General features: G+C 37.6%; 23 protein-coding genes. 18 read left to right on the top strand and 5 right to left on the bottom strand.

What is annotated here, in order from left to right; all coding sequences use genetic code 11:
- The first annotated feature begins 13 nt into the window (after positions 1-13).
- Both AC4BC3_RS08295 and AC4BC3_RS08290 read left to right on the top strand, forming a co-directional pair.
- Positions 14-679 (top strand): potassium channel family protein, encoded by a 666-nt coding sequence (locus AC4BC3_RS08295; RefSeq protein ID WP_206909083.1) that lies wholly within the window; start codon positions 14-16, stop codon positions 677-679.
- A gap of 18 nt (positions 680-697) precedes the next feature.
- Positions 698-997 (top strand): HesB/YadR/YfhF family protein, encoded by a 300-nt coding sequence (locus tag AC4BC3_RS08290; protein WP_067480740.1) that lies wholly within the window; start codon positions 698-700, stop codon positions 995-997.
- Positions 998-1,129: 132 nt separating this feature from the next.
- Here the strand turns inward: AC4BC3_RS08290 and AC4BC3_RS08285 are convergent, their stop codons facing one another.
- A complete protein-coding gene (locus tag AC4BC3_RS08285; protein ID WP_490466252.1) occupies positions 1,130-2,077 on the bottom strand; it encodes a phosphoglycerate dehydrogenase in 948 nt (315 codons plus the stop codon).
- A gap of 123 nt (positions 2,078-2,200) precedes the next feature.
- Entirely contained in the window at positions 2,201-3,010 is an 810-nt protein-coding gene (locus tag AC4BC3_RS08280; RefSeq protein WP_490466251.1) for a DUF1189 domain-containing protein, read from the bottom strand.
- Between the two features lie 246 nt (positions 3,011-3,256).
- On the opposite strand from AC4BC3_RS08280, the gene AC4BC3_RS08275 reads away from it, so the two are divergent.
- The 3 genes from AC4BC3_RS08275 (at position 3,257) to AC4BC3_RS08265 (ending at position 4,775) form a co-directional block, all read left to right on the top strand.
- Entirely contained in the window at positions 3,257-3,715 is a 459-nt protein-coding gene (locus tag AC4BC3_RS08275; RefSeq protein ID WP_206909088.1) for a GtrA family protein, read from the top strand.
- A gap of 114 nt (positions 3,716-3,829) precedes the next feature.
- Positions 3,830-4,438, top strand: coding sequence for a superoxide dismutase (locus tag AC4BC3_RS08270; protein ID WP_206909089.1), 609 nt, complete (start codon positions 3,830-3,832; stop codon positions 4,436-4,438).
- A 136-nt stretch (positions 4,439-4,574) separates the two neighbouring features.
- Entirely contained in the window at positions 4,575-4,775 is a 201-nt protein-coding gene (locus AC4BC3_RS08265) for a cold-shock protein (protein ID WP_067480755.1), read from the top strand.
- Positions 4,776-4,907: 132 nt separating this feature from the next.
- On the opposite strand, the gene AC4BC3_RS08260 is transcribed toward AC4BC3_RS08265, so the two are convergent.
- Positions 4,908-6,356, bottom strand: a complete 1,449-nt coding sequence (locus AC4BC3_RS08260) for a helix-turn-helix domain-containing protein (RefSeq protein ID WP_490466250.1) — start codon at positions 6,354-6,356, stop codon at positions 4,908-4,910.
- Between the two features lie 482 nt (positions 6,357-6,838).
- Here AC4BC3_RS08260 and AC4BC3_RS08255 point away from each other — a divergent pair, with 482 nt between their 5' ends.
- From AC4BC3_RS08255 to AC4BC3_RS08220, 8 genes are all read left to right on the top strand, one after another.
- Entirely contained in the window at positions 6,839-9,757 is a 2,919-nt protein-coding gene (locus AC4BC3_RS08255; RefSeq protein WP_490466249.1) for an adhesive domain-containing protein, read from the top strand.
- Between the two features lie 72 nt (positions 9,758-9,829).
- Positions 9,830-11,515 carry a hypothetical protein gene (locus AC4BC3_RS08250; RefSeq protein ID WP_490466248.1) on the top strand — a complete coding sequence of 562 codons (1,686 nt, stop codon included), beginning with the start codon at positions 9,830-9,832 and terminating at the stop codon, positions 11,513-11,515.
- Positions 11,515-11,754, top strand: a complete 240-nt coding sequence (locus AC4BC3_RS08245) for a hypothetical protein (RefSeq protein WP_490466247.1) — start codon at positions 11,515-11,517, stop codon at positions 11,752-11,754. Before AC4BC3_RS08250 ends, AC4BC3_RS08245 begins: the two co-directional genes overlap by 1 nt.
- Before the next feature lie 29 nt (positions 11,755-11,783).
- Positions 11,784-13,271: a Mur ligase family protein gene (locus AC4BC3_RS08240; RefSeq protein ID WP_490466246.1), complete on the top strand. Its 1,488-nt coding sequence runs from the start codon at positions 11,784-11,786 to the stop codon at positions 13,269-13,271.
- 33 nt (positions 13,272-13,304) lie between these two features.
- Positions 13,305-14,669 carry an adhesive domain-containing protein gene (locus tag AC4BC3_RS08235; protein ID WP_490466245.1) on the top strand — a complete coding sequence of 455 codons (1,365 nt, stop codon included), beginning with the start codon at positions 13,305-13,307 and terminating at the stop codon, positions 14,667-14,669.
- A 24-nt stretch (positions 14,670-14,693) separates the two neighbouring features.
- On the top strand, positions 14,694-15,302 hold the full coding sequence (locus AC4BC3_RS08230) for a WxL domain-containing protein (protein ID WP_490466244.1): 609 nt from the start codon (positions 14,694-14,696) through the stop codon (positions 15,300-15,302).
- Positions 15,303-15,335: 33 nt separating this feature from the next.
- A complete protein-coding gene (locus AC4BC3_RS08225) occupies positions 15,336-16,337 on the top strand; it encodes a WxLIP family cell surface protein (RefSeq protein WP_490466243.1) in 1,002 nt (333 codons plus the stop codon).
- Between the two features lie 396 nt (positions 16,338-16,733).
- The gene (locus tag AC4BC3_RS08220) at positions 16,734-17,978 is read left to right on the top strand and encodes an LCP family glycopolymer transferase (RefSeq protein ID WP_490466242.1); all 1,245 of its coding nucleotides are present in this window, start codon (positions 16,734-16,736) and stop codon (positions 17,976-17,978) included.
- 92 nt (positions 17,979-18,070) lie between these two features.
- Here AC4BC3_RS08220 and rlmD read toward each other — a convergent pair whose 3' ends face one another.
- Positions 18,071-19,447, bottom strand: coding sequence for a 23S rRNA (uracil(1939)-C(5))-methyltransferase RlmD (gene rlmD / locus AC4BC3_RS08215; protein WP_490466241.1), 1,377 nt, complete (start codon positions 19,445-19,447; stop codon positions 18,071-18,073).
- Between the two features lie 107 nt (positions 19,448-19,554).
- Between rlmD and recX the strand changes: the two genes are divergently transcribed.
- The 3 genes from recX (at position 19,555) to ntdP (ending at position 22,162) form a co-directional block, all read left to right on the top strand.
- Complete coding sequence (recX, locus tag AC4BC3_RS08210; protein ID WP_490466240.1) at positions 19,555-20,355, top strand: recombination regulator RecX; 801 nt, start codon at positions 19,555-19,557, stop codon at positions 20,353-20,355.
- Positions 20,348-21,535, top strand: coding sequence for an A/G-specific adenine glycosylase (mutY, locus tag AC4BC3_RS08205; protein WP_490466239.1), 1,188 nt, complete (start codon positions 20,348-20,350; stop codon positions 21,533-21,535). Before recX ends, mutY begins: the two co-directional genes overlap by 8 nt.
- A gap of 93 nt (positions 21,536-21,628) precedes the next feature.
- The gene (gene ntdP / locus AC4BC3_RS08200; RefSeq protein WP_206899103.1) at positions 21,629-22,162 is read left to right on the top strand and encodes a nucleoside tri-diphosphate phosphatase; all 534 of its coding nucleotides are present in this window, start codon (positions 21,629-21,631) and stop codon (positions 22,160-22,162) included.
- A 51-nt stretch (positions 22,163-22,213) separates the two neighbouring features.
- On the opposite strand, the gene AC4BC3_RS08195 is transcribed toward ntdP, so the two are convergent.
- A complete protein-coding gene (locus tag AC4BC3_RS08195; protein ID WP_206909107.1) occupies positions 22,214-22,657 on the bottom strand; it encodes a GNAT family N-acetyltransferase in 444 nt (147 codons plus the stop codon).
- 148 nt (positions 22,658-22,805) lie between these two features.
- On the opposite strand from AC4BC3_RS08195, the gene AC4BC3_RS08190 reads away from it, so the two are divergent.
- Together AC4BC3_RS08190 and AC4BC3_RS08185 are read left to right on the top strand one after the other, a co-directional pair.
- On the top strand, positions 22,806-23,924 hold the full coding sequence (locus AC4BC3_RS08190; protein WP_490466238.1) for an AI-2E family transporter: 1,119 nt from the start codon (positions 22,806-22,808) through the stop codon (positions 23,922-23,924).
- 128 nt (positions 23,925-24,052) lie between these two features.
- The gene (locus AC4BC3_RS08185; protein ID WP_206909109.1) at positions 24,053-25,429 is read left to right on the top strand and encodes a hemolysin family protein; all 1,377 of its coding nucleotides are present in this window, start codon (positions 24,053-24,055) and stop codon (positions 25,427-25,429) included.
- Positions 25,430-25,579: the final 150 nt, after the last annotated feature.

The following is a 25,579-nucleotide window of genomic DNA, read 5'->3' as shown; positions in this document are numbered from 1 at the left end:
GAGGAGTAATGACTTGAAACAGAATTTTGCAATCATCGGTCTTGGTCGATTTGGTGGCAGCATCTGTCGCACGTTGATTGAATCAGGACAAGAAGTTTTGGCAATTGACAGCAATGAAGATCGTGTAAATGAATATATGAATATTGCTACGCATGCAGTGGTGGCAAATGCACAAGATGAAATGACTTTACGTTCGTTAGGCATTCGTAACTTTGATCATGTGATTGTGGCAATTGGTGAAGATATCCAAGCCAGCATTTTAGTAACACTAATGGTCAAGGAGATGGGTGTGCCAAATATACTGGTGAAGGCACAAAATGAATATCATGCACGCGTTTTAGAAAAAATTGGCGCAGATCGCGTAGTACATCCGGAAAGAGACATGGGGGTTCGTATTGCGCATAATTTAGTTTCAAAAAATATTTTAGATTATTTAGAGTTGACGGATGCTTACTCCTTAGCTGAGATTCGAGTATCCAATCCTAAATTTTTCAATAAAACACTTGGTGAACTAAATTTCCGACAACGGTTTGATTTAACTGTTGTAGCAATTCGTCGAGTTGATCGAACAGTCGTTGTTTCTCCAGCAGCGGATGAATTTGTCCGCCAAAATGACAATTTATTAGTAATCGGAGAAACAGAAGATGTAGAGATGCTTGACGATAAAATGAATCAATAATTATAGGGGTGAATGATTTTGACTAAATTAACAGTAACACCTGCAGCACAAGAATGGTTCAAAAAAGAAGTGAATCCACCTGAAAATCTTGGTATTCGCTTTTTCGGAAAAGTTTATGGTAAAACAGAGGTACACGAAGGATTTTCGATTGGATTATCAGTTGAAGAACCAGAAAATGTGATTGAAGAAGAATTGATTGATGGCATGAAATTTTTTATTGAAGAAGCAGATGAATGGTTTTTCAAAGGATATGATTTGGTTGTCGACTATGATGCCAAAAAAGATGAACCGGCCTATCATTTTGAAAAAAATGATTAAAAATAGAACAAAAAAACGGCGAAATCATTGATTGGTTTCGCCGTTTTTTTGGATGAATGACTCTAATCTGTTTCGTTCGCAAAATAAAAATTATATGATTACTGGATTTTAGGAAGTCAATGAATTTTTATTTTAATAACCAGAAAGTAACTGTACTTGATTAACTGTAAGAGCTTGATCTGAAAGATAACTTTCAAGATTCTTGAGAAAAATGTCCATAAATTTAGTTTGGAAATGGGGAGTCAATCCAGCAATATGTGGTGTGATCAGCACATTTTCCATTGACCAAAGCGGACTGTTTTCTGGTAATGGTTCCTCTTCAAAAACATCTAGCGCTGCAAAAGCTAGTTTCTTTTGATTCAGCGCGTCAATCAATTCGTCGGTCTTAACAGATGGTCCACGACCAACATTTATAAAGAGCGCTGTTGGTGAAAAGAAAGTGAACATTTCTTGATCAAATAGGCCATTGGTTTGTTCGGTCAGCGGCAAGATGTTGATTACGATATCCATCGTTGGTAAGACCTCTTTAAGTTTTGCTAACGGAAAGGTCTCTTTAATATGTTCTACTGGTCGACCGGTCGTATTGATACCATAGATTTCCATTCCAAAAACTTCTGCTCTTTGAGCGACCATTTTACCGATATGCCCAGTACCGATAATCAGTAACTTTTTCTTTTGGATCGCTTGATAGTGAATGTCAGAACCAAGCCATTTTTGAGCAACTTGTGCTTTTTGTGCCTGAAAAAGACCACGAGAATACCCAAAAATGACACCCATCAAATGTTCAGCAATTGATTCACTATGGATACCACTACCATTCGAAAGTAAGATATCATGTTTTGAAAATTCTTCTAAGGGCAAGGTGTCGACACCTGCAGAAATGGATTGAACCCATTTCAAATTATTGCTTGCTAGTAGTTCGGGTTGAAATTCACGATTCCAGCCCAAGCTGATTTCAACTTGTGAAAGTTCAGCAGTGGTTAGCTCTGTTTTGAATTGATAATTTGGTGCAAGCGTCTCGATTCTTTCGATAAATTCTTCACGAAAAGGACGAGTGGAGTAAATGATTGGCTGTTTCATAGATTTGACCACCTTTCTTGTCTTAAGTGTAGCGCAAAGTGCGCAAAGTTTGAAGTAAGTTGATGAGGAAGGAGAACAGCAAATAAAAAAAGAGCCATGACAGCTGTCATGGCTTAAAGTGAATTATTGTTTTGGTAATTGAAATCTTGGCCAACCTTTACATGCCTGAATGAAAATAAATAAGCCGACTAATGTGATGAAGATGCTTGTATCAAATGTTGGAACAAAAATTAAAATGACAGTGGAAAGTAGGGTTGGTAACGTAATCGCATAAATCATTGTTTTTAAACAGTCAAGGAATGTTGCCCTAGTTAAACGTAGACGAGCATAGATATAGCCTGCAAAGCTCGCAATGATCAATGTAATCAGTAGATTAAGAAAACTTGGATAAATTGTGATAATAAAAGTCACTGCTTTAATCCAGAATGGAATCGTTGAGTTTGCCAAAACTTCGCGCATTTGTTGCCCATTCAAGTTAGCTAATGCCTCATTTGAATAACTTAAGACCATCTCATTGCTACCTAACAAAGAAGTAGTCGTACCAGTATTTGGTAAGGCAATAACCATCTGATCTTTCAGCATGCCAACACTGATAAAATTCCCCATCAAATCAGTAGAAATATCATGTTCAGAACGTTTCCCATCAGGATCAAAAGTAAAAATGATGGAATTTGTCTGATAAATGAAACCTTTAGCGTCATGGGCATCTAATTGCCCATCTTTGATTTCAAAATCAGGGATCTTTTTGGCGATTTGTTGTCCGTCAGTCTTGATGTTATCCAAAACTTGAAAGACTTGGAATGAAATTGGTAATGCCATGATCACACTTAGCACTAAGAGATAAAGAATCGATTTCCAAAAAGGAGTTTGTCGTGCCTCTTTGAGATTTTTGAATTTTGTAAATGAATTGAATATTAATTGTTTTGTTGTCATAATAGCTCCTCTTTAGTATTGTCTTCAACAGCAATTCTAGCGAAGTATAGCTGGAAATACAAGAGAAGGAGGCAAAATTACAAGATTGATTGGCTGTTAATCGGAAAAATGTTATCCTTACAGAAAGTAATTGTTTGTTTTTTTATGGATCAACAAAACTGTTTACTAATTTTTTAATAATCTGGCTGAAAGTTTTTTGAAAATAGCGTATGATAAATAAGAATTTTAATAAGGGTAGGTTCAAAAATGAAAGTATATTTGCAAATCAAAGAATTTTTAGAAGAAAAAGGGTACTGGGAAATTTTTGTGTATATTTTTTTTGGTGGGTTAGCAACAGTGGTAAACTTTGTGACCTTTGCGTTAGCATTACAAGTATTTGGTTTAAGCATGGTCGTTTCAAATACGATTTCCTGGATTTGTTCGGTGTTGTTTGCTTTTGTAACAAATAAAATTTGGGTTTTTCATTCTAAATCACCAAGTTTTTGGCATATGGTAGGAGAATTTGCAAAATTTCTTTTCTATCGAATTGTTTCCTATGGACTGGACATGGGCGCTATGATTTTACTCATTCAGGGGTTAAATAGTAACGAGTATGTGGCTAAAATCATTACACAAATCTTAGTTGTTTTGGCTAACTATATATTCAGCAAGTTATTTATTTTCAAAAAAACTGAGGTAATTGATGAAATCAAAGAAACCAAATAATCGAATCGAAAAACAATAACAAAAATCGTAGGCATAACTTTTGAAGAATTCTCAACTCTTTGTTACTCTTTTGAGTGTAAAGACTAACAGGATTATTGAGGAGGAAGATTTTCAATGACTTACACATTACCTGATTTACCATATGCATATGATGCTTTGGAACCTTATATCGATGAAGAAACAATGCACCTTCATCATGACAAGCACCATCACACTTACGTGACTAATCTAAATGCAGCAATCGAAAAACATCCAGAACTCGGAGAAAAATCAATAGAAGAATTAATTTCTGATATGGATGCTATTCCTGAAGATATCAAAACTGCAGTTCGCAATAATGGTGGCGGACATGCAAACCATTCATTCTTCTGGAAGATCATGGCACCAAATGCTGGTGGCGAACCAACAGGAGCAATCAAAGAAGCAATTGATGCTGCTTTTGGTGACTTTGCTTCATTTAAATCAGAATTCAAAACTGCAGCAACTGGTCGTTTTGGTTCTGGTTGGGCTTGGCTGGCTGTTGATAATGGTAAATTAGTTATTACTTCAACTGCTAATCAAGATTCACCTTTGATGGAAGGTCAAACGCCTGTATTAGGTTTAGACGTGTGGGAACATGCCTATTATTTGAAATATAAAAATGTACGTCCTGATTACATCGAAGCGTTCTGGAATCTTGTGAACTGGGATGAAGTAAATAAACAGTTTGAACAAGCAAAATAACGTGTTCATATGTTAGTTCCATCTTTAGTTGTTTCCGGAAAAAGTAAAAAACAGCCTTGCGAGCGTTTTCTAAATTCGGTATAATATTTTTGTAAGAGGAATTCTTACAAGAACATTTTTTGGAGGCTATACACTTATGGAACACGGAACAGTTAAATGGTTCAACAATGAAAAAGGATTTGGGTTTATTACAGTAGATGGCGGAGATGACGTATTCGTACACTTCTCAGCAATTCAAGGAGATGGCTTTAAGAGCTTAGAAGAAGGTCAAGAAGTTGAATTCACAATTGTTGAAGGTTCACGCGGACCTCAAGCTGCTGAAGTGACTAAATTATAATATTTGTTGAATAAACGATCTTATCAAAAATAAATCCCTTTGAAAAAAGTTAGATTTGTTTCACGAGATTATACAAAAAAGGAGTTGTGGCTTGTGCTACGACTCCTTTTTTAGTTTGTATAAATGAATGAGTTACAGAAGGAAATGTTCTTTAATAAAGTGAACCAGTGAATGGATTTGTTTTTCAATATCTTGGATGGAAATTGTGACAACTATAGGTTCTTCCTCAAATGTGGGCATAGTAAGTAACGTATCGGTTGTTCGGATGATCAAATCTGGTTGAATGGAAAGGTCATTGGTCATAAATAGATTGATGTAAGGACGTAAAGAATCATTGATCTTTTTCATGGCTGCTAGTTCTAGCGAATGCGGAAGGTCACTTTCAAATTTGACATTGAGCTGCTTGTCAAAATACGTTGGAGGAGCGATAATCAAAAATGCTTCCGTTAAGATCCAAGGACGTAACCAATAAAGCGCTTCCTCTTGATGCTTGAATTCAGTACAGACTCGAGACATTTCTCCCAAAAGCTCCGGATGTTTTTCTTCTATATCAAAAATAAATTCTTTGTTTAACGTTAAAAAATTCGGAAATAAAATTGCGTGCATTGAGTTCGCTAATAAGGTTGCATTTAACAGTTTACGTTTTTTGATATGATTAAATTGATTTCGTTTTAATGTATTTAAATAAGAGAAAAATTTGATCAAAAATAATCTTGCAGAGGTTTGTTTTGCTAAATGAAGTTTTAATGCTCTTTCCAAAAAGTTTTTTGCTAAATAAAAATTTGTTTTCGACTGCATCCAAAGAAAGGAAAAACGTAATTCTGTTTCTGAAAGCTTATCGCCGATTACCTCCTGAAAAATCTGTGCTTCTTCCGAAAATTCTTTCCAGATTTGTGTGGTAAACGTGGGTAAAATATTGTTGTCAATTAAATGTCCTTGAGAAGACCGTAAAAAATTAATAGCAGAAATGTAGCACCATTGGAGAACTTTTATTTTATTTGGTTGCTGGCCTACAGCTTTGAAAAGGTTTTCTACATCAGATAGTGTCTGTGCGAAGTCAATGGTTGCAAAAGGCCAAATTACTCCACGATAAGTCTCCCACAAAACTAAATAACTAAAATAACGAATTTGTGTCTCCTTTCCTGTTAGATAAATGTCACCATTTTTGGTTTTTATTTGTATATCATAAGGAGCAAATTTTTTATTTAATTGTGTAATATGTCTACGTAAAATAAATTCACTGATCTCAATTGAAACCAAAAAGTCCTTTATTTGGATTTTTGAGACGAATATCAATTGATAAATTAATTGAAAAATAGGAGATAAAGCTAATATATCTGCATATAGAAGTTGATATTCTTTTGAATCACCTGTGAAATGATAATGAGATGAAGTTTTGGCAAAATGAATCGCATTTGGTAATTCTTGAATTTTTTGACAATATTGGGCAACTGATCGTTTGTCAGAGGAGAGTGAACGAGCAAGTTTCTCCAAAGAATAAGGCTTTTCTGAAAAGTAAAGTGTTTCAAGAATAGCTAACTGCATCTGGATTGGACGTTCTAAACTAAAAAATTGATTCATACAAGTTACTCCTTCAAAAAGTATTTAAATTAGATAAGACTAGTAAAACTTATCAAAAATTCTCATTTTTAGTCGATAAATAAACACAAAAAATAAGAAGAAATAACATAGAACTATAAAAAGATGGAATATCTTATGATATTTTATCTTTTTTTTATGTTATAGATTTATTTGTTTTATGAGAGTTCTTATCTGTTTATGGTGAATATTATAATACATTTTTGATTATTTTTTAATTTTAAAGTAACGATTTCGTTTAATGGTGGTTATTTTATTGACTAACGAGCAAAAAAATAGATTTTATGATACACCCTTGATAAACTCCGAATAACTTAAGTTGCTAGTGAATAAAAATACCTGAAAAGGCGCCTTTTAGGTATAAAAATCGGGTATAAAGGGGAGGTCGTTAGCTGCTTCACATATTTATTCTTTTGTTGGAGGACTGGACAGTTAGGAGATGTGTCTCAAAAAGGAGGATAAACATGAAAAAGGACTACCGAAGATTAATGGACCAAAAAGCAAGTACTAAGCGCCGATCAAAAAAATACTTGCTTGTGGGAACGTCGTTGGCAACAGGTATGTTGTTAGGGTTAGCCCCAATTTCAATTGCTACGCCACTTTTTACTCTTGAAACGAACGAAGTTTATGCAGATTTGATTAACGGACAGCTATTCAGTAATTTAACTTCATCTAACACAAGTGGAACTACCAGCTCTGCCCCTTTTCCTTTAGAAAATGTCAGTCGTGCTGTTGATTTTATCATTTCAGCGGATAGTGGAATTGATTTAAGTGTTTTACCAGGAAATCGTCTAGCAGTTCTAGCAATTCCAGAAGAAATGCAAGGGCTAGTAACGCCAAACGGTGATGGAACATTCTCAACTGAAATCCTATTGCCTACGAATGCCTTAGATCCGTTGCTAACAGTTGTAAATGGTGCAGTAACTACGTTAGTAAATGGAATAAATGCAGCGATAGCCCTTAATCCGTTAGCAACAATAGATTTATCACAAGTTTATACGCAGTTAGATTTATTGAATAATTTAACTAATCTAACCGCTGCTGATGTCGCGCTACAGCTCGAAGCACAAGGTGATGAGTACATCTATGCTGAACTAGAAGGGATTCTTGAAGTAATCATTCGTGAATCACTGACGGATATTTTAACAGATTTGAATAACGCGGTACAATCTATTGATGCTGTTCCGACTGCTGGTTCAGGACTAGGAGGTACGTTCGCGGCAGCCGCAGTTAATACAACTCTGAATACTACACTTAAACCAGCTTTTACTCTTACTTTCAATACAGCCTTGGCTCTAGTTAACGTAGGCTCTTCGTTGATTGGTAATTTGGTGGATGGCAGTGTGCTTGGTCAAACAACTGTGACCATTCCAACGATGATCCAAGATCCAACATATCAAGATTTATTGACAGCAGGAGTAGACATCTCTAATCCATATGAAGCAGGTTTTTTAGCAACGATGATTAAAACAAATCTGTTGTCGATTGACATCGCTTCAAATTATGACGGGTACACACCGGTGTTCTATGAGGCAAGTAATGTAACTGCTCCTTACAATGTTGTGGTAACTGGAAATGTAGCTGATGGCTATGAAGTCACGGGGATGGCTGATCCTGGTGCTACAGTACGAATTTATAAAGATGGTGTATTAATTGGTGAAGGATCGGCAGATGAAGTAACAGGAAGCTTTACTATTCCCATTTCTTCAGATGATGTTAATCCATTAGATGAAATTCAGTTGATCGCTTACGATGAAAATGATATTCCAAGTTTACCAACGCAAGCATTTATTCCGGATGAAGATGACGATGATGCAGATGCCGACGCTGACGCTGACGCGGATTCAGATGCTGATGCCGATTCTGACGCGGATGCGGATGCAGATGCCGATTCAGATGCGGATGCCGACGCCGATGCTGATGCCGATGCGGATGCCGACGCCGATGCAGATTCAGATGCTGATGCAGATGCCGATGCAGATGCAGATGCAGACGCTGATTCAGACGCGGATGCCGATGCAGATGCTGACGCGGATGCCGATGCCGATTCAGATTCAGACGCGGATGCCGATGCGGATGCAGATGCGGATGCGGATGCCGACGCGGATGCAGATGCCGACGCGGATGCCGATGCAGATGCCGATGCAGATTCTGACGCCGATGCTGACGCAGACGCAGATGCAGATTCAGACGCCGACGCCGACGCGGATGCCGACGCGGATTCAGATGCCGACGCGGATGCCGATGCCGATTCAGATTCAGACGCGGATGCCGATGCGGATGCAGATGCCGATTCTGACGCGGATGCAGATGCCGACGCGGATGCAGATGCTGATGCCGATTCAGACGCTGACGCTGACGCGGATTCAGATGCTGATGCCGATTCAGACGCCGATGCTGATGCCGATGCCGATGCAGATGCAGATTCAGATTCAGACGCCGACGCCGATGCGGATGCAGATGCCGATTCAGATGCTGATGCCGACGCCGATGCGGATGCCGATGCCGATGCGGATGCCGACGCCGATGCAGATTCAGATGCTGATGCTGATGCAGATGCCGATGCCGATTCAGATGCCGACGCTGATTCAGACGCGGATGCCGATGCAGATGCTGACGCGGATGCCGATGCCGATTCAGATTCAGACGCGGATGCCGATGCGGATGCCGATGCTGATGCGGATGCCGACGCGGATGCAGATGCTGACGCGGATGCCGATGCAGATGCCGATGCAGATTCTGACGCCGATGCTGACGCCGACGCAGATGCAGATTCAGACGCCGACGCCGACGCGGATTCAGATGCCGACGCGGATGCCGATGCGGATGCTGATGCGGATGCCGATTCAGACGCCGATGCGGATTCTGACGCGGATGCGGATGCCGACGCTGATGCGGATGCCGACGCGGATGCCGATGCGGATGCGGATGCCGATTCAGACGCAGATGCCGATTCAGACGCCGACGCCGATTCAGATGCAGATTCAGACGCGGATGCGGATGCTGATGCGGATGCAGATTCAGATGCTGATTCAGATGCCGACGCCGATGCCGACGCTGACGCCGACGCCGATGCGGATGCCGATGCGGATGCCGATGCGGATGCCGACGCCGATGCAGATTCTGATTCTGATTCAGATGATCCTACGCCAGTTAAACAAACAGGACCGACGCCAAAATTACCACTTCAACTTGGTAATGACCGTTATCCACCAAGTGGTAAAGGTGGGACTGGAATTAACATGACGCAGAAGACAAGTCCAAAAAATTATCCAAAAACATCTGATCAAACAAGTGCTTCAACCTCATTGTTAGGAGCAATAACAGCGTTCATTTCTGGGCTAGGAATTTGGAGAATTCGCAAAGGAAAAAAGAATAAATAAAGCTAAGTAGCAAAATAAAATAGATTGATGAAGAGGAGCATTCTCTTCATCAATCTTTCATGAGGTGAGGATATGTTTGTTCAGACGACCGAAAATGTTTTGGCTTCAATAAAAGAAATCATTGATCAAGTTGAAACGAATGCAACTAATAAACTGTTGATTGTTAGTACCGGTGATTTTAGTGAACGCGGACGGGTCATTGAATTTTATGGCAACAATTTCAAGACGATCTGGAACAACTTTTTATCCGCATATAAAATCAATCAATTCAATCAAGCCCCTTATTTAAGAATTGATATTTTGACAAAAGAAACGAGAATCGATTTTGCCCAGTTCCTAACAGGTTTAAAAAAAGTTCGTCGAAATAACTACGTTGATTTTAATGTCAGGATCGATGGTTTACGAAAACGAAGCTTCTTAATGGAAGAACTTGTGGCTAATGCAATTTTGAAGCCAAGTAAAGCACATAAAGTGGGAAAAAATCTTCCAGATTTACAAATCGATGAACAAAATTATCGTGGCTATGTCAAACGAAAATACGGGAGAAATGAACAAGATTTAAGTTACTTACAACGCTCAGATTTTTATTTGTTTGAAACGAAGTCATATTACTTTGAAAAGGGGCAACTGTTACCAATTAAGGACTATGGGAATGGAAATCGAATACGAGAAATCTCTCGAGAAAATTTAGTGCAAATGACAGATTTAGTTATTGATAAAGGAAGTAGTTATTTAGAAAATCAGCTGACTTCTACTGGGAAATTTATTTATGGTTATTATCCCTGCTATGACCAACCAATTAAAGGCTACAATTCAGTTCGACATTTTTCTTCCTTATATGCGTTAGCAGAAGCAGCTGAATACTTTTCTGATCAAAAGATGTTGACATCAGTAAAAGATGGATTGATTTGGGGAATGAAACACTTAACAGATGAACTAGATGAGTATCTCTTGGTCAAAGAGCAACTAGCAAAAGATGTGGAGTATAAATTAGGCGCACAAGCAACGGCAATACTCGCTGTTGCCAAGTACGTCGAGTTAACTCAAGATGAGTACTTTCATTCATTCTTACAAGAGCTGATCCGAGTAGTTGAAGATAAATTTCTGACTGCAGAAAAGAAAACCATTCATGTGTTAGATGGTCAGTTGCAAGTGAAAGAACAGTTCAGAATCGTTTACTATGACGGTGAAATTTTATTTGCATTATTGCGTGCTTATGAGATTTTGAAGCAGCGAGAAATTTTGACAATCTGTGAAGGTCTAATGACACAGTTCGTTGCCAATAATTATCAAAAATATCACGATCATTGGTTAAGTTATGCGACAAATGAATTACTGAAGTATCAACAGAAAAAGGAATATTACCAATTTGGATTAAAAAATGCTCTGGAAAACATCAATTTCATTGATAAACGTGATACTGCTTATCCAACAATGCTGGAATTATTAGTTGCGGCATCAAAAATGATGACTAAATTAGAAGTGAGTCCGTTTAGAAAAGAAATCTTTCCACTGGATAAAGATTTTTTTCAAGCAAAAACTAGAATCAATCATGTGATGGAAAAAAGAGTGTTACATGAAATAACAACAGGTGTGATGTTCCCGGAATTTGCACAATTTTTTAAACAGCCCGCTATTGTTTGTTATGGCTTCTTTGCCCGACATGATCGTTTTCGTATGCGGATTGACGATGCGGAGCATTTTCTGTCAGGCTTGATCAATTATCGAATGCATACCAATAAAGAGGAGGAATTCTAATGGTTGGAACGATTCGTTTCATTGCGTTATCTTTGATTGGTTTATCTTATTTTATTTTTAAAGTACGTCGGAAAAAAGGGTGGAAAGACCAGCAACCTCCAGAAGATTTAACTGGGTATGAGAAAGATGAAAATGGTTTGTATCCTTGGGAAAATGACCGGAATGATTCGCCCGAGAGAATCAAAAAAACAGCTACCAGATACGTGAATCAAGCACGTCCAAGACGTGGTCGCTGGTAATCGATAAATGAAGAAGGCGGGGTGAAAAAATGAAGACCATTCGAACAGTGTTAACGGAAATCGAAGGGAATTATTTCAGAGAGTATGAAAATTTGGATCAAGAAATAACTGATTTAGAATATTTTTCAGGACACTTAAAGAAACACCGTGATTATTCTTCAACGATTTTTGTTTGTATCACGTCAGAAAGAAGAAATTATATTAATCGAAAACCGGTTAAATGGCTAGATGGCAATGAACAAATTGCCGGAAGAGAAAATGAGTTTGGTTTGATTGTAACAGAACGTCCAATCACAGATGATTTAGTTCAGGTACCACAGTTTATCGTTCCGAATAGCTGGGAATTTCTCTTGAATTTGTCAGCTAAGCTTCGAGCAGAGTTTATTAAACCCGTGATTGCTATTACTGGTTCTGCGGGAAAAACATCGACGCGAATGATGATTTCTCATTTATTTAAAGATAAGAAAGTGTTAGAGAACCGAGGAAATCACAATGTACGTTTTGCAATTCCACTGTACATGAGCAAGTTATTAACTGATCCAGAAGTCTTTAATTTAGAAGTTTCGGTAAATGCGTTGAATTCCTATGATACTGGTTCTATGTCAAAATTGATTGAACCGGATATTGCATTGGTGACCTCAATTGGTGAAGCACATCTTAGTTCATTGAAGGATACAAAAGGTGTGGCAATTCACAAAGCCAAGATTTTTGAGGGGTTAAAAAAAGGTGGAACGGCGATTATCAACAAAGATATGGGGCAAGAAGAGTTCACTATTTTAGTTGATGCTGCCAGAAAAAGAGAGGCGAAAATCTACACTTATTCATTACAAGATACACTAACAGATGTTTATGTTAAGCACTGGCAACAAAAAAGAGAGTACTGTGAGTTAGTAATTTCTTTTTTAGATGAAGAGAGGACTGTCAAGCTAACCGTTTCTTCTGCTGGGATGATTTCCAATGCGTTAGCAACGTTACTGGTGGTTTATGAAATGGAGGGGACAATCGAACCTTATCTTAGAAAATTCGAGACATTTAGACCACTGCACAAAATTTTAGAAAAATCATCAATAATGATTGCACCAGAAAAAACATTTACGTTTATTGATGATACCCACAACGCTTCATTACCGGCTATGAGAAATGCGATTAGCTACTTTAATGATGTACGTCCTTATTATTTAGGAAAAAGTTTTCTCATTTTAGGACAAATTGCTGATTTAGGAGAGGCAGCGAAATCTGTTCATCTTGCAATCAAACAAGATATGGAAGATGCCGAGGCTGATTATATCTTTGGTTATGGTGAACAGTTCAAAGAAATCTTTGCTTTGGAGCAACAAAATGATTCGAGGTTTCACTGGTTTGCTACGTTAAAAGAATTATCAGAACAATTGGAAACGCTATTGAGTGACGATAGTTTGATTTTAGCTAAAGGCTCAGTAACAGGAAGCGATTTCCAGCAAATTGATCAGTATATCCGTAAATTAGGAAGAAGTTTCAACGGTCAAATGGTTCATTGATTAAATTCAAATGGATGTGAGGGAGGGGGTTAGATGCGTTCTTTTCAAAGAAAAAAAGTTTGGCAGGCATTTGGAATGACTTTCTGTTTGATCTGGATTATTTTAAGCCAGACCCATGTCGTTCAAGCACTTTCTCTAGAATTATTTGGGACAACAACACTTTCAAATAACAGCGAAACCACTGCCGAAAAACCATTTTTACATGTGGAAAATACGCCAGTTACTTTTGTGCTCACGGGAGAAAATGGCGTAGGAGTCGGAGCGATTACGACGGGTGAAAAATATGGAATACTTGAAATTCCAATGGAGATGGTTGGTTATGTTCAAGTTAATGGATCTGCAATTGTACAGACGACGGTGACTGTTCCTTTAAGCCAATCCCCATTGCAAGCGTTGATGCCGACAATCAGTTCAGTCATCTCTTTGATTGTTCATTCACCACTGGTCTCCGCAGCAAATAAAACAGCTGCGAATCAAGCATTAACGGAACTAACCTCGGAAAATTTTGGTAGTCAAAACCTGTCTCTTGCGATTACGCCGAGAACGAACACACAATTTGAAGTAGCCATTAGTCAAGGTTTATTCCCTATTTTAGCCACAACGCTAAAAAATCGTGTTCAAAATCTATTAACCGTTGTTACGTCTATTCCTTTAATTGGAACGATTTTGGGTGTGTTATTGACTCCCTTTACAACGGCCTTAAATCAATTAATCAATAATTTAAATTCATCAACTTCAGCTGATAGTCGTGCCTTGGTAGCTGGCTCAATTTTAGGAAACACGCAAGCATCATTCCCTTTTCTAGTTTCTTCGCCTGCAACCACAAGTGATTATGTTGCAAATTTTACAGGAATGTTTATGCAGACAGATGAAGCATTGATTCAGCTAGGAGAATCTGTTGCGCAGACGGTAATTTATTTTTCTGCAGGAGCGTTGGCTATGGAAACGACATTTCTTCCAAGTAACTTGGATTTTGGTGAACATGTTATTCAAACGCAAATGGATGAGTTACTGATTGCTAAAGAAAATCAACAAGTAACGACAGGTGTTGTTCAAATCAGTGATACGCGATTGGTAGAAAAATTTTGGCAGTTAAAAGTGGAGCAGTTAACTTCATGGAACCAAGGTACGAATGAACTTTTGGCACAATTACAAATTAAGAACGCTGACCTGATTTCAACTTTTCCTGCAGGTTCAGTTAGTAGCACCGCCAACCAGATTGTTGGATTAAATGTTGGTGTTCAACAACCCCTTATCCAGTTAAATGGAACGACGCAACCAGGTGATGTTTTGTTAAATCTTAGTGAATTTCAATTATTTGTTCCGAAAGAGGCTGTGAAATCGACGGGAACTTACCAAACCGTTTTGGAGTGGGTGTTGTCAGATACACCTAGTTAGATTGCTAAAGGAGGAAGAATGGTTATGAAAAAGAAAATATTTACAAGCTTAACGATGTTAGGTCTGTGCTTACTTTCTAGTCAATTTGTTTTTGCAGACGCACAGACACAAGGAGAAGTGAATTATCTTCCGGGGACATTAGAATTTGATTATACGAGTGAGATTCCGACTGATTTAAATTTTGGTGAACACCCAATTCAAACTGTAACGGCAGAAAATTGGATTGCAACGACAACAGGTGAACAGGCAGCACCAGCGACAACTGGAGCGGTCGACGTCCGAGATAACCGAGGAAATCTTACGGGAACTTGGTTGGTGAAAGTAGCACAAGTCGAACAATTTCAAACGAGTGACGAAGTAGAATTGACAGATGCAGTGTTAAGTTTGTCGTTTGGCTCAGTTACAAATAACTTATCTTTAAGCCCAACGAGCACATATGAAAATGATGAATTAGCTATTCAGGTATTTAACCAGGAATTTACGGTCTTAAGTGCAACGGCTGGGGAGAATTCTGGAGATACTTCCTTGGCAATCAATCAGTTTTCTTTAGCGATACCAGCTAATACGAATAAAGTTGCAGCAGAGTATATGACAACCTTGAATTGGACATTTTCTTCAACACCCGAACCATAAAAAGTTGAGTAGATGAAAAAAGGAGGGATAATTGTGAAATGGTTGATTGGAATATTGGGAATAGTCGGATTAGGATTGGGATTTGTGGTGCCGATTCAGGGAGAATCACTACAAAGTTTTGATGCGCAAATTCAACCGAATCAAGAAATAACTACCCAAAATGATGCTTATTTTGATTTACAACTAGCACCTGAACAAGAAGTACAGTTAAAAGTAGTTGTGACGAATTTAAAAGAGACACCAGTCACAATTATTTCTTCTTTTAATCGCGCAAGAACGAATCAACTTGGTGTTGTCGAGTATTCTGGAAAAAATCAGGATACAACACAAGCGTTACCAGCCGATATTGAACAAGTAGTCCAATTGTCACAAAAAGAATTTCTTTTAAAAGGACATGAGCAAAAAATTCTTGTGTTAACTGTCAAAATGCCAAATAAACCATTTGAAGGTGTGCTTGCTGGTGGAATTTATCTTCAAGAAAAGCCACGAGAAAAAGCAGAAGGTAACATTCAAAATGTTTTTTCTCGAGAAATCGCTGTTTTGCTACAAAATGAACGAGAAAAAATGGCGCCTGTTCTGGAAATGAAGGAAGCTTCCCCAACTCAAGTTAACGGTAGAAATGCTGTGAAAGTAGGGTTACAAAATACGAAGGCAACGTATTTATCAACAGCAGATATTCAGTATGAGTTATTTAAAGAAAAAGAAGAAACTCCTCGATTAAGTGGAAATCAAGCGATTGGATTTGCTCCTAATAGCGGTATGACATACTTGATCTTTTTAGAGGGGCAAAAGTTCGAGGAGGGAACATACCGCTTAAAAACAACGGTTAGTAAAGAAGAGTTTCATTGGAGTGAGGAAACATTATTTAGGGTGACTAAGAAGACATCTGACTCTTACAATAGAAAAGATGTTTCAATCGAAGAACCCAAAAATCCGTTTCCATGGTTGATGTGGCTAGGGATTGGAATAATTTTCGGATTGATTGCAGTAATTGTCTGGTTGTTAAACAAGTTACGAAATAAACAAACAAAATGAATAAAGTTTGAATCAGAAAGCTGGGACAGTGTGGTGTTCCAGTTTTTTTGTGTGGCGTTTAGAAAGTTCTTTAAAATAAAAGTGTTCTTGCTTAAGATAGGATAAAAAGAGAAAGTGTTTTGTATGATAGTGCGCATTTAGTAGAAGCTGACTACTTGGCACTATAACTTTTATTCAAAAAAAGCATAAATTTTTCATTTTATGCAATTTATCACTCATTTATACACAATTCTGCCTTTTCTCGAAAGTAGTGCTATGGTATGATAATGAAGAATTTTGAAAATTTACATAATTTCTGATCTGTTCTTTAAAGTTTTATTATGATTAAAGTGGGGAATTGCTGAATAAATTGTTGTATGAGAAAATATTTTAGAAAATGTGAAACAGAGGTGTACTATGAAGCGGTGGCAAAAAGTAGTTTTAGCTTTTCTCGGAGTTTTTGTTCTTTTGATTGTCGGACTTTCGGCATATGGAATCAAATTTATGGGTGAAGCAAATCAAACAGTCAACAAAATTTCAAAGGATTTAAATCGAGTTTCAACTAAACGATCGGACAAAGTCAGTATTGACGATCGAGAACCATTTTCCGTTTTATTACTCGGACTAGACACTGGTGGCTTAGGACGGACAGAACAAGGTCGTTCAGATACCATGATGGTTGTAACAGTTAATCCAGAAAAGAAAACTTCAACAATTGTCAGCTTGGATCGTGATATTTATACGAATATCGTTGGTTATGGAACAGTGGACAAATTAAATCACGCCTATGCATTTGGTGGGGTCGAAATGGCAATGGATTCGATTGAGCAATTGTTGGATATACCACTTGATCATTATGTGACGATCAACTTGGATGGAATGAAAGATTTGATTGATGCAGTTGGTGGGATTGAAGTTAATAATAAAATTGACTTCACACTAGATGGAGTCCACGTACCTGTTGGCAAACAAAAGCTAGACGGTGAGACAGGATTAGCCTATGCCAGAATGCGCCATGAAGATCCAGAAGGGGACATCGGTCGTCAACGCCGTCAACGTGAAGTTGTCACGAAAATCGTCAATAAAGTTCTAAGTCTAGATGGTGTGAGCAATTATCAAAAGATTTTAAAAGCAGTTGAAAACAATGTGAAGACGGATTTGGAATGGGACGATATGTTAGATGTTGCAACGAATTATACTGCAGCATTCAATAAAATCGACCAAGGACAGCTACAAGGGGAAAGCACAACAATTAATGAAATTTATTATCAAATTCTTGGTCAAAATGAGTTATTGAAAGTTCAAAACAAATTGAAAAAACAATTAGATTTGAAAACAAGTAGCACGTTGCCTAATTTGAAAAATGATAATGCGTATCAAATGTTCTATGATGACTCAGAAGATGGGACGGGTCTAACTTCAAGTAGCACTGTCACCGATGGTAATGAATATTCAAATAATTATTCAAATGACTATTCCAACAGTTATTCAGACAATTATTCATCCACCTACTCAGATGGTAATGGGGATTATAACCAAGACTACAATCAAGACAATGGATATGGTACTGAAAATAACTACGATCAAAACAATAATCAAGAAAATTATGAACAATATACACCGGAAGATACGAATCAATACAATTATAATGGAAATTATTAAATAAAAATGAATCGCCCCACTAAAAGTCGTCAGCCGATTTTTAGTGGGGCGATTTTTATTAATAGATCGTAAATGAGACAATTTTTATCTGTTTATTTTTTAGTTAATTTGACAACGACTTCACAGCGAGCAGTTTGTGGAAACATGTCGACTGATTGCAAGTAGTCGACTTCATAACATTTGGTTAATTCAACTAAGTCACGAGCCAAGGTTGAAACATTACAAGAGATATAAACTAATTTTTTGGCTGGATGTTTCAATAAAGATTGAATTAATTTAGCATCCAAACCAGTTCGGGGTGGATCAACGATAATTCCATCAGGAGTAAATCCTTCTTCGAGCCATTTAGGTAAAAGTTCTTCTGCCGTTCCGACTTCATAACGAGTATTGTCGTAGCCCAAACGTGTTGCATTTTTTTTCGCATCCTCAATTGCTTGGGGAACAACATCCATTCCGCGAACTTCTTTTGCATATTTTGCAACGCTTAACCCAATTGTTCCTACACCACAATACGCATCCACAACTGTTTCATCTTTTTCGATGGCTAACGCTTTGATTCCTTCTTGATAAAGAATTTTTGTTTGTTCTGGATTCAGTTGGAAAAAGGCGCGCGGTGATAAATCAAAAGTGACTTCGTTGATTCGTTCTTCGATTGCTTCTTTTCCCCAAAGATGAATCGTTTCGTCACCCATTACTAAAGAAGTTTTTTGAGGTTGAACATTTTGCATAATGGAAACTACTTCAGGCAACCGTTCGTTGATTTCACGAATCAGTGCATTTTTTTGTGGAAACTTTTGACTTCGAGTAATAAAAACAACTTGCAGTTCTCCTGTCTGGATCCCAACACGAACCATGATTGTCCGAAAAATACCGCTATTTGTTCGTTCATCATAAATAGGTAGATCATATTTATTTAACAAGCGAACGACTGTATTCATCACTTTTTGTGTTCGAGGTTCTTGAACCAAACAATCAGTCAGTGGAACTAAATTATGTGAATTCGCTTGATATAAACCAGCCTCGATTTGGTTGGTTTTTTTGTTTTTTCTTAACTGAAATTGAGCTTTATTCCGATAGCGCCAAGGGTCTTCCATGCCAATCGTTGGTAATAAAGGAAAATGACGGAAGCCAGCAGGTTTGAATTTTTCAAGTGCTTGTAAAAGCAAATCTTTTTTGAAATCGAGTTGTGCATGGTAGGCTAAATGTTGTAATTGACAACCACCACACTCGTAATAAACAGGACAGGGAGCGACGACGCGTTGGCTACTTGATTTTTTTACTTTCACAAGTTCTGCTTCTGCATAACGAGATGTCGCCTTGGTGATTTTCACAAGTACTTCTTCCTTTGGTAAAGCATAGGGAACAAAAATAATCAATCGTTTGAAGTAGCCAATGCCTTCACCATTGATACCAAGTCGTTTAATTTTTAAAGGAACTGTTTGTCCGGTTTTGACAATTGTTTCTGTCATAGGTATCTCCTTTTTTTCGTTTGATGTGGGTCTATTCTATCACAAAATCGCTGTCGGCGGGGAGTTTCTATGATATGATAGAGAATATATGTTCGAGGAGGAGTTTCATGATAACAGTGACGAGGATCAGCAAAGGCAAGGGCCCTTTTTACCAAGTCGATTTATCTGTTGGCGAGCCACTACATGTTTCAGAAGATGTTTTAATTCGTTATCGTTTACTAAAAGGACGAGAGTTAGATGAGGAACTAATCAAAGAAATCAAAAAAAGTAGTGGAGAAGACTTTGGTTTTCAGCAAGCATTGAATTATTTGAGTTACCAATTACGCTCAGAAAAAGAAATTCGTACTTATTTAAAAGAAAAAGAAATCGTTCAAGAAGATCGAAATAAAATCGTTGCACGATTGAAAGAATTAGATTTGATCAATGATCTTGTTTATGGGGAAAGCTACGTCCGAACGCAGATGCGTCTGAGTGACAAAGGACCCAGAAAGTTGAACCAGCAGCTACAGCAAAAAGGGCTAAAACCAGAAATCATCGAGCAAGCATTGAGCCAATATCTTTTTGAAGACCAAGTGGAAGTTGCCAGTATCGCCGCACAAAAAGCATACAAAAAAAATCATGGAAAAAGCCAGAAAGAGCTCTTACGAAAAATTCAACAAAATTTAATGACCAAAGGCTTCAACTCAGAAGTGATCCAGCAGGCAATTGCCCAATTGCCACAAGAAGTGGATGAGGAAGCAGAGTATGAATTGTTGGTAAACCAAGGCGAAAAATTATGGCGAAAGAATGCACGTTTTGATTTAACAAAACGTAGGATGAAAGTCAAACAGAGTCTTTATCAAAAGGGATTTAATATGGACTTGATTCAACGATTTATTTCAGAAAAGGAAGCAGAAATCAGTGAATAAAGAGTGGGAAAACTGGTCAACAGAACAGACAAAAGAATTTCAGAAAAAATTTATTGAGTGGTATGAAAGAGAAAAAAGAAATTTACCTTGGCGCTATAATCGCGACCCATACCGTATCTGGATCTCAGAGATTATGTTACAGCAAACGCGCGTCGATACAGTCATCGATTATTTTTATCGGTTTATGGAGTGGTTTCCAACAATTGAAGCGCTAGCTAATGCACCAGAAGAAAAATTATTGAAGGCTTGGGAAGGACTAGGGTATTATTCTCGTACTCGAAATATTCAAGCAGCAGCGAAACAAATCATGAGTGAATTTGGCGGGGAAATGCCGCAAACAGTTGCTGAAATCAGCTCTTTAAAAGGAATTGGTCCTTATACGACGGGAGCGATTGCTAGTATTGCCTTCGATTTGCCTGAGCCCGCAATTGATGGCAATGTGATGCGAGTTGTGAGTCGTTTGTTTTGTATTGAAGACGACATTGCAAAGGCGTCTAGTAGAAAAGTTTTCGATGAAGCAGTTCGAAGTATTATTGACGAAGAACATCCGGGAGAATTCAATCAGGCATTCATGGATTTAGGTTCAGCTATTTGTACACCAACTTCTCCAAAATGTGAGAGTTGCCCCATCCAATCTTTTTGTTTAGCAAATGAGCGTGGAATTCAAACTAACTTTCCTGTGAAAACAAAAAAAGCTAAGCCAAAAGATGTGTATTACGTGGCAGCAGCAATTCAAGATCAAGCAGGAAGTTTTTATTTGGAAAAACGGACAAGCCAAAAGTTATTGGCAGACATGTGGACGTTTCCGTTAGTTGAAGTCACACTTGAACGGTATCAGGAACTTCAGCAGGAATGGGCATCAGCCATTGACAATCAACCGAGTTTATTTGATGAGTTGCTGATTGCAGAAGAACAGAGGAATTTACCTTTTGCTCACCAGGAGACAGTTGTTTGGCAAACGCGACATTTAGGTGAGGTAGTTCATGTGTTTAGTCACTTAAAATGGCATGTCCTTTTGTTTTACGGACGAGCAACAAACGTGACCACTCAACTGTTGCCAGAATCAGAAGCCACTTTGTGGATCGAGGAAGCAAAGTTTGCTCAATTTGTTTTTCCAAAAGTTCAAATGAAATTGGTAGACCAACTTGAGAAAAATCGAAACAATAGTAATCCTTCCTAGGCAAAGAGAAAGTTTATTGATATAATAATTACGATGTCGGTGTAATGAACACCCAAACACAAAGCACAAGATGCTGCTTAAGGAAGGGTTGCTATGGGAGTTCCAAAAGAAGGAGAGTTTGTCACGATCCAAAGTTACAAACACGACGGCAAATTGCATCGAACGTGGCGTGATACCATGGTATTAAAAACAAGCGAACACTCAATGATTGGCGTGAACGATCACACTTTAGTTACCGAGTCTGACGGTCGGCGTTGGGTAACGCGAGAACCAGCAATTGTGTATTTCCACAAAAAATACTGGTTTAATGTAATAGCAATGATTCGTGAAAAGGGGGTTTCCTATTATTGTAATCTAGCTTCACCTTTTTTATTAGACGATGAAGCCTTGAAGTATATCGACTATGATTTAGATATCAAGGTATTTCCTGATGGAGAAAAACGTTTGTTAGATGTTGATGAATATGAAATGCACAGTAAAATCATGCATTATCCTAATGACATCGACTTCATTTTAAAAGAGAATGTGAAGATTTTAGTTGACTGGATCAATAATGAACAAGGACCTTTTTCTGAAGGCTATATTGATATTTGGTATGATCGTTATAAGCAATTGTCGCGAAAGTAAAACAAAAAAGAACAGCAGGCTAGAGAAAAAATTCTTAAGCCCGCTGTTTTTTTATTGCTGTGACATTTTCTTTCGCATATGTAGATGAGGCATTCCTGCATCTTCAAATGGTTCGCCATAAATTTCATAGCCTAGCTTGGAATAAAAATTCACAGCAGTTTCTTGAGCACCTAAAAGAATGGTGTTGTAGCCTTGATTTTTAGTGAATTCTTCTGCTTCCTTCACTAAGTAATTTCCTAGACCTTGTTGGCGAAAATTTTGAAGGATCGCCATTCGTTGCAACTTCATTTTTCCATTGTCTAATGGCAGTAAACGAACTGTCCCACATGGTTCTTTTTTTTCAGAATAAAGGACAAAATGAATACATCTTGCCTCATCTTTATCGATTTCTCGTTCAAGCGGAACGCCTTGCTCAACGACAAATACCTGATGTCGAATGCGAACAGCATCTAAATAAATCCCACTTAACGTATCTCTTGTTTGTACGATTTTCATTCTACAATCACCTCTTATTGTTTTTTAGTATACTGGAAAGCTTCTGAAATGAAAAGTCGTAATAATCATTCCAGAAAAAAGAAAAGTTAGAGAAGAATTTTCAAACGAGATGCGCTATACTATAAAAAAGAGAAAAGGAGGAAATCGATTGTTTGAAAAACTGAGAAATTCCAAATTGATGTTTTGGTCTTTTGAATTATTGATCTTGGCTACATTGATTTTGGTTTCTTCAAAAATCAATTTTATATTTGAACCCATTGGGACATTTTTTTCAACTTTATTTGCGCCAGTTTTAATTGCTGGATTCTTGTATTATATTTTGAATCCCATTGTTAAACTGCTGATGCGAATAAAAATCAAACGAACCTGGGCAGTCGTGCTTGTATTGCTGATGCTACTGACAGCAATTATTTGGATTTTACTGAGTGTGATCCCAAATCTGGTACAACAAATTTCTTCATTGGCTTCAAACATGCCTGACTTCATCAAACAAGTTGAAAGCTGGTTAAGAGAAATGGCAGAATGGCCGATTTTTAAAGAAGTGAATATCAGCAAATATTTAGACCAGTTAGATATTTCTTATGGTCAGATCATTCAACAATTTTTAAGTGGAATTTCTTCTAGCCTAGGCTCGATTGTTGGAACAATTGCTTCAGCAACGATTGTGATCGTGACGGCACCATTTATTTTGTTCTATATGCTAAAAGATGGCGAAAAACTAGTACCCAATATTGAGCGCTTTTTCCCAGACAAACGGAGAAGTCAAATCGTCGAGTTACTAGGTCAATTGAACCAGACATTAGCCAACTATATTAGTGGTCAAGCAATAGAATGTTTATTTGTTGGTACGTTTACCTTCCTAGGATATTTTATTTTGGGTATTGATTATGCCTTTTTATTCGGGGTGATTGCAGGTTTGACCAATTTGATTCCTTACTTGGGTCCTTATTTAGGATTAGCTCCGGCCTTCTTAGTGACGGTTTTCAATGAACCATTTAAAGCATTGCTTTGTTGTATTGTTGTGCTCGTCGTTCAACAACTAGATGGAAATATCATTTATCCAAACGTTATTGGAAAATCATTGAAGATTCATCCATTAACAATTATTATCGTTTTGTTAGTTGCCGGAAATATTGCTGGACTACTAGGAATCTTCTTAGGTGTACCTTTTTACGCGATTTGTAAAACAATTATTTCTTATGTTATCAAAATCGTTAAGGAAGATCAGCGAAACGAAAGTACGAAGAAAATCGCAACGACACCATAAGACCTGCACTACTGTTTTTATTGCAAAGAAAATTGCTTTGTGATACCATTTTAACGTGGCTACCTAGCCACGTTTTTTTCTATCGTAAACTAAAAAAAAATTTAACTTAACAAGGAGAGAATGCGATTATGAATGCTGACCCTGAGAGTCAGTCGCTGTTAGCGCAGATTTTATTATTGATCGTTTTGACATTGATCAATGCTTTTTTAGCTGCTTCAGAGATTGCGGTTGTATCTATCAATAAAAACCGGGTTGAACAAAAAGCTGAAGAAGGAGATACAAAATCACAAAAACTTTTGAAAATATTGCAAGACCCTACCAACTTTTTATCTACGATCCAAGTTGGGATCACGTTGGTCAACATTTTATCTGGTGCTTCTTTGGCCAATACGTTGTCTGAGAAACTTGCACCAGTATTGGGTGGCAGTGCAGCAGCAAAAAATCTTGCTAGTGTGATTGTTTTGGCAATTTTAACTTATGTATCGATTGTTTTTGGTGAACTTTATCCAAAACGAATCGCTTTGAATAAATCTGAAGAAGTGGCACAATTAACTTCTGGTTTTATTCGAGCAATCGGTGTGGTAGCAAAACCATTTGTGTGGTTGTTGTCTGCTTCAACTAGTTTGTTAGCCCGAATCACTCCGATGACATTTGACGACGAAGACTCAAAGATGACTCGAGACGAAATGCGTTATATGTTGGAAACAGAAGGTGTCTTGGATAATGAAGAGCTAGAAATGTTGCAAGGTGTTTTTTCTTTAGATACGAAAGTTGCGCGAGAAGTGATGGTACCTCGAACGGATGCTTTTATGATCGACATCAATGATTCCGTTGAAGATAATATCAATGAAGTTTTGTCTGAAAACTATTCTCGAATACCTGTCTACAACGAAGATAAGGATAAAGTAATCGGGATTCTTCATACGAAAAACTTATTAAAAGCTGCTCATAGATTTGGCTTTGCTAACTTAGAGATTCGTAAAATCATGCAAGAACCATTGTTTGTTCCGGAAACGATTTTTATTGATGATTTGTTGTATGAATTGAAGAAAACACAAAATCAAATGGCCATTTTACTTGACGAATATGGTGGCGTAGTAGGTTTAGCAACTTTAGAAGACTTGCTAGAAGAAATCGTCGGTGAAATCGATGATGAATCAGATGAAGTCGAAAACCTTTATGAAAAAGTAGCAGAACATGAATATATCATTCAAGGACGGATGCTGATCGACGAATTCAATGAAGCGTTTGACACAGATCTTCACATGAGCGATGTCGACACGATGGCTGGTTACTTGATTACAGCGTTAGGATTGATTCCTGATGAAGGTGAAAAGCTTTCATTTGATGTGGATAACGTGACTTTGATTTCAGAAGAAATGGAAGGATCAAGAATTTTAAAAATTCGTGTGCAATTCCATGATCCAGAAGAAGTCGAAATAGAGCCAGAAGAGGAACGTCGTTATTTTAGAAAAGAGTTCGAAGATGACGAGCTTAGAAGATAAAATGAAGGGAAGCTGTGATGAAAGTCACGGCTTCTTTTTGAATTTATCCACTCACTGACTGTTTCATTCAAGAAATACATGATATACTAATCTAGTTGTAAGACGAGACTATTAGGTATTCGCAGAAACAGTAAATAAATGATGAAGAAA

It is taken from the genome of Enterococcus sp. AAFC-DPL-6103 (assembly GCF_058216595.1).
This window is presented reverse-complemented; position numbering and strand designations above follow the sequence as displayed.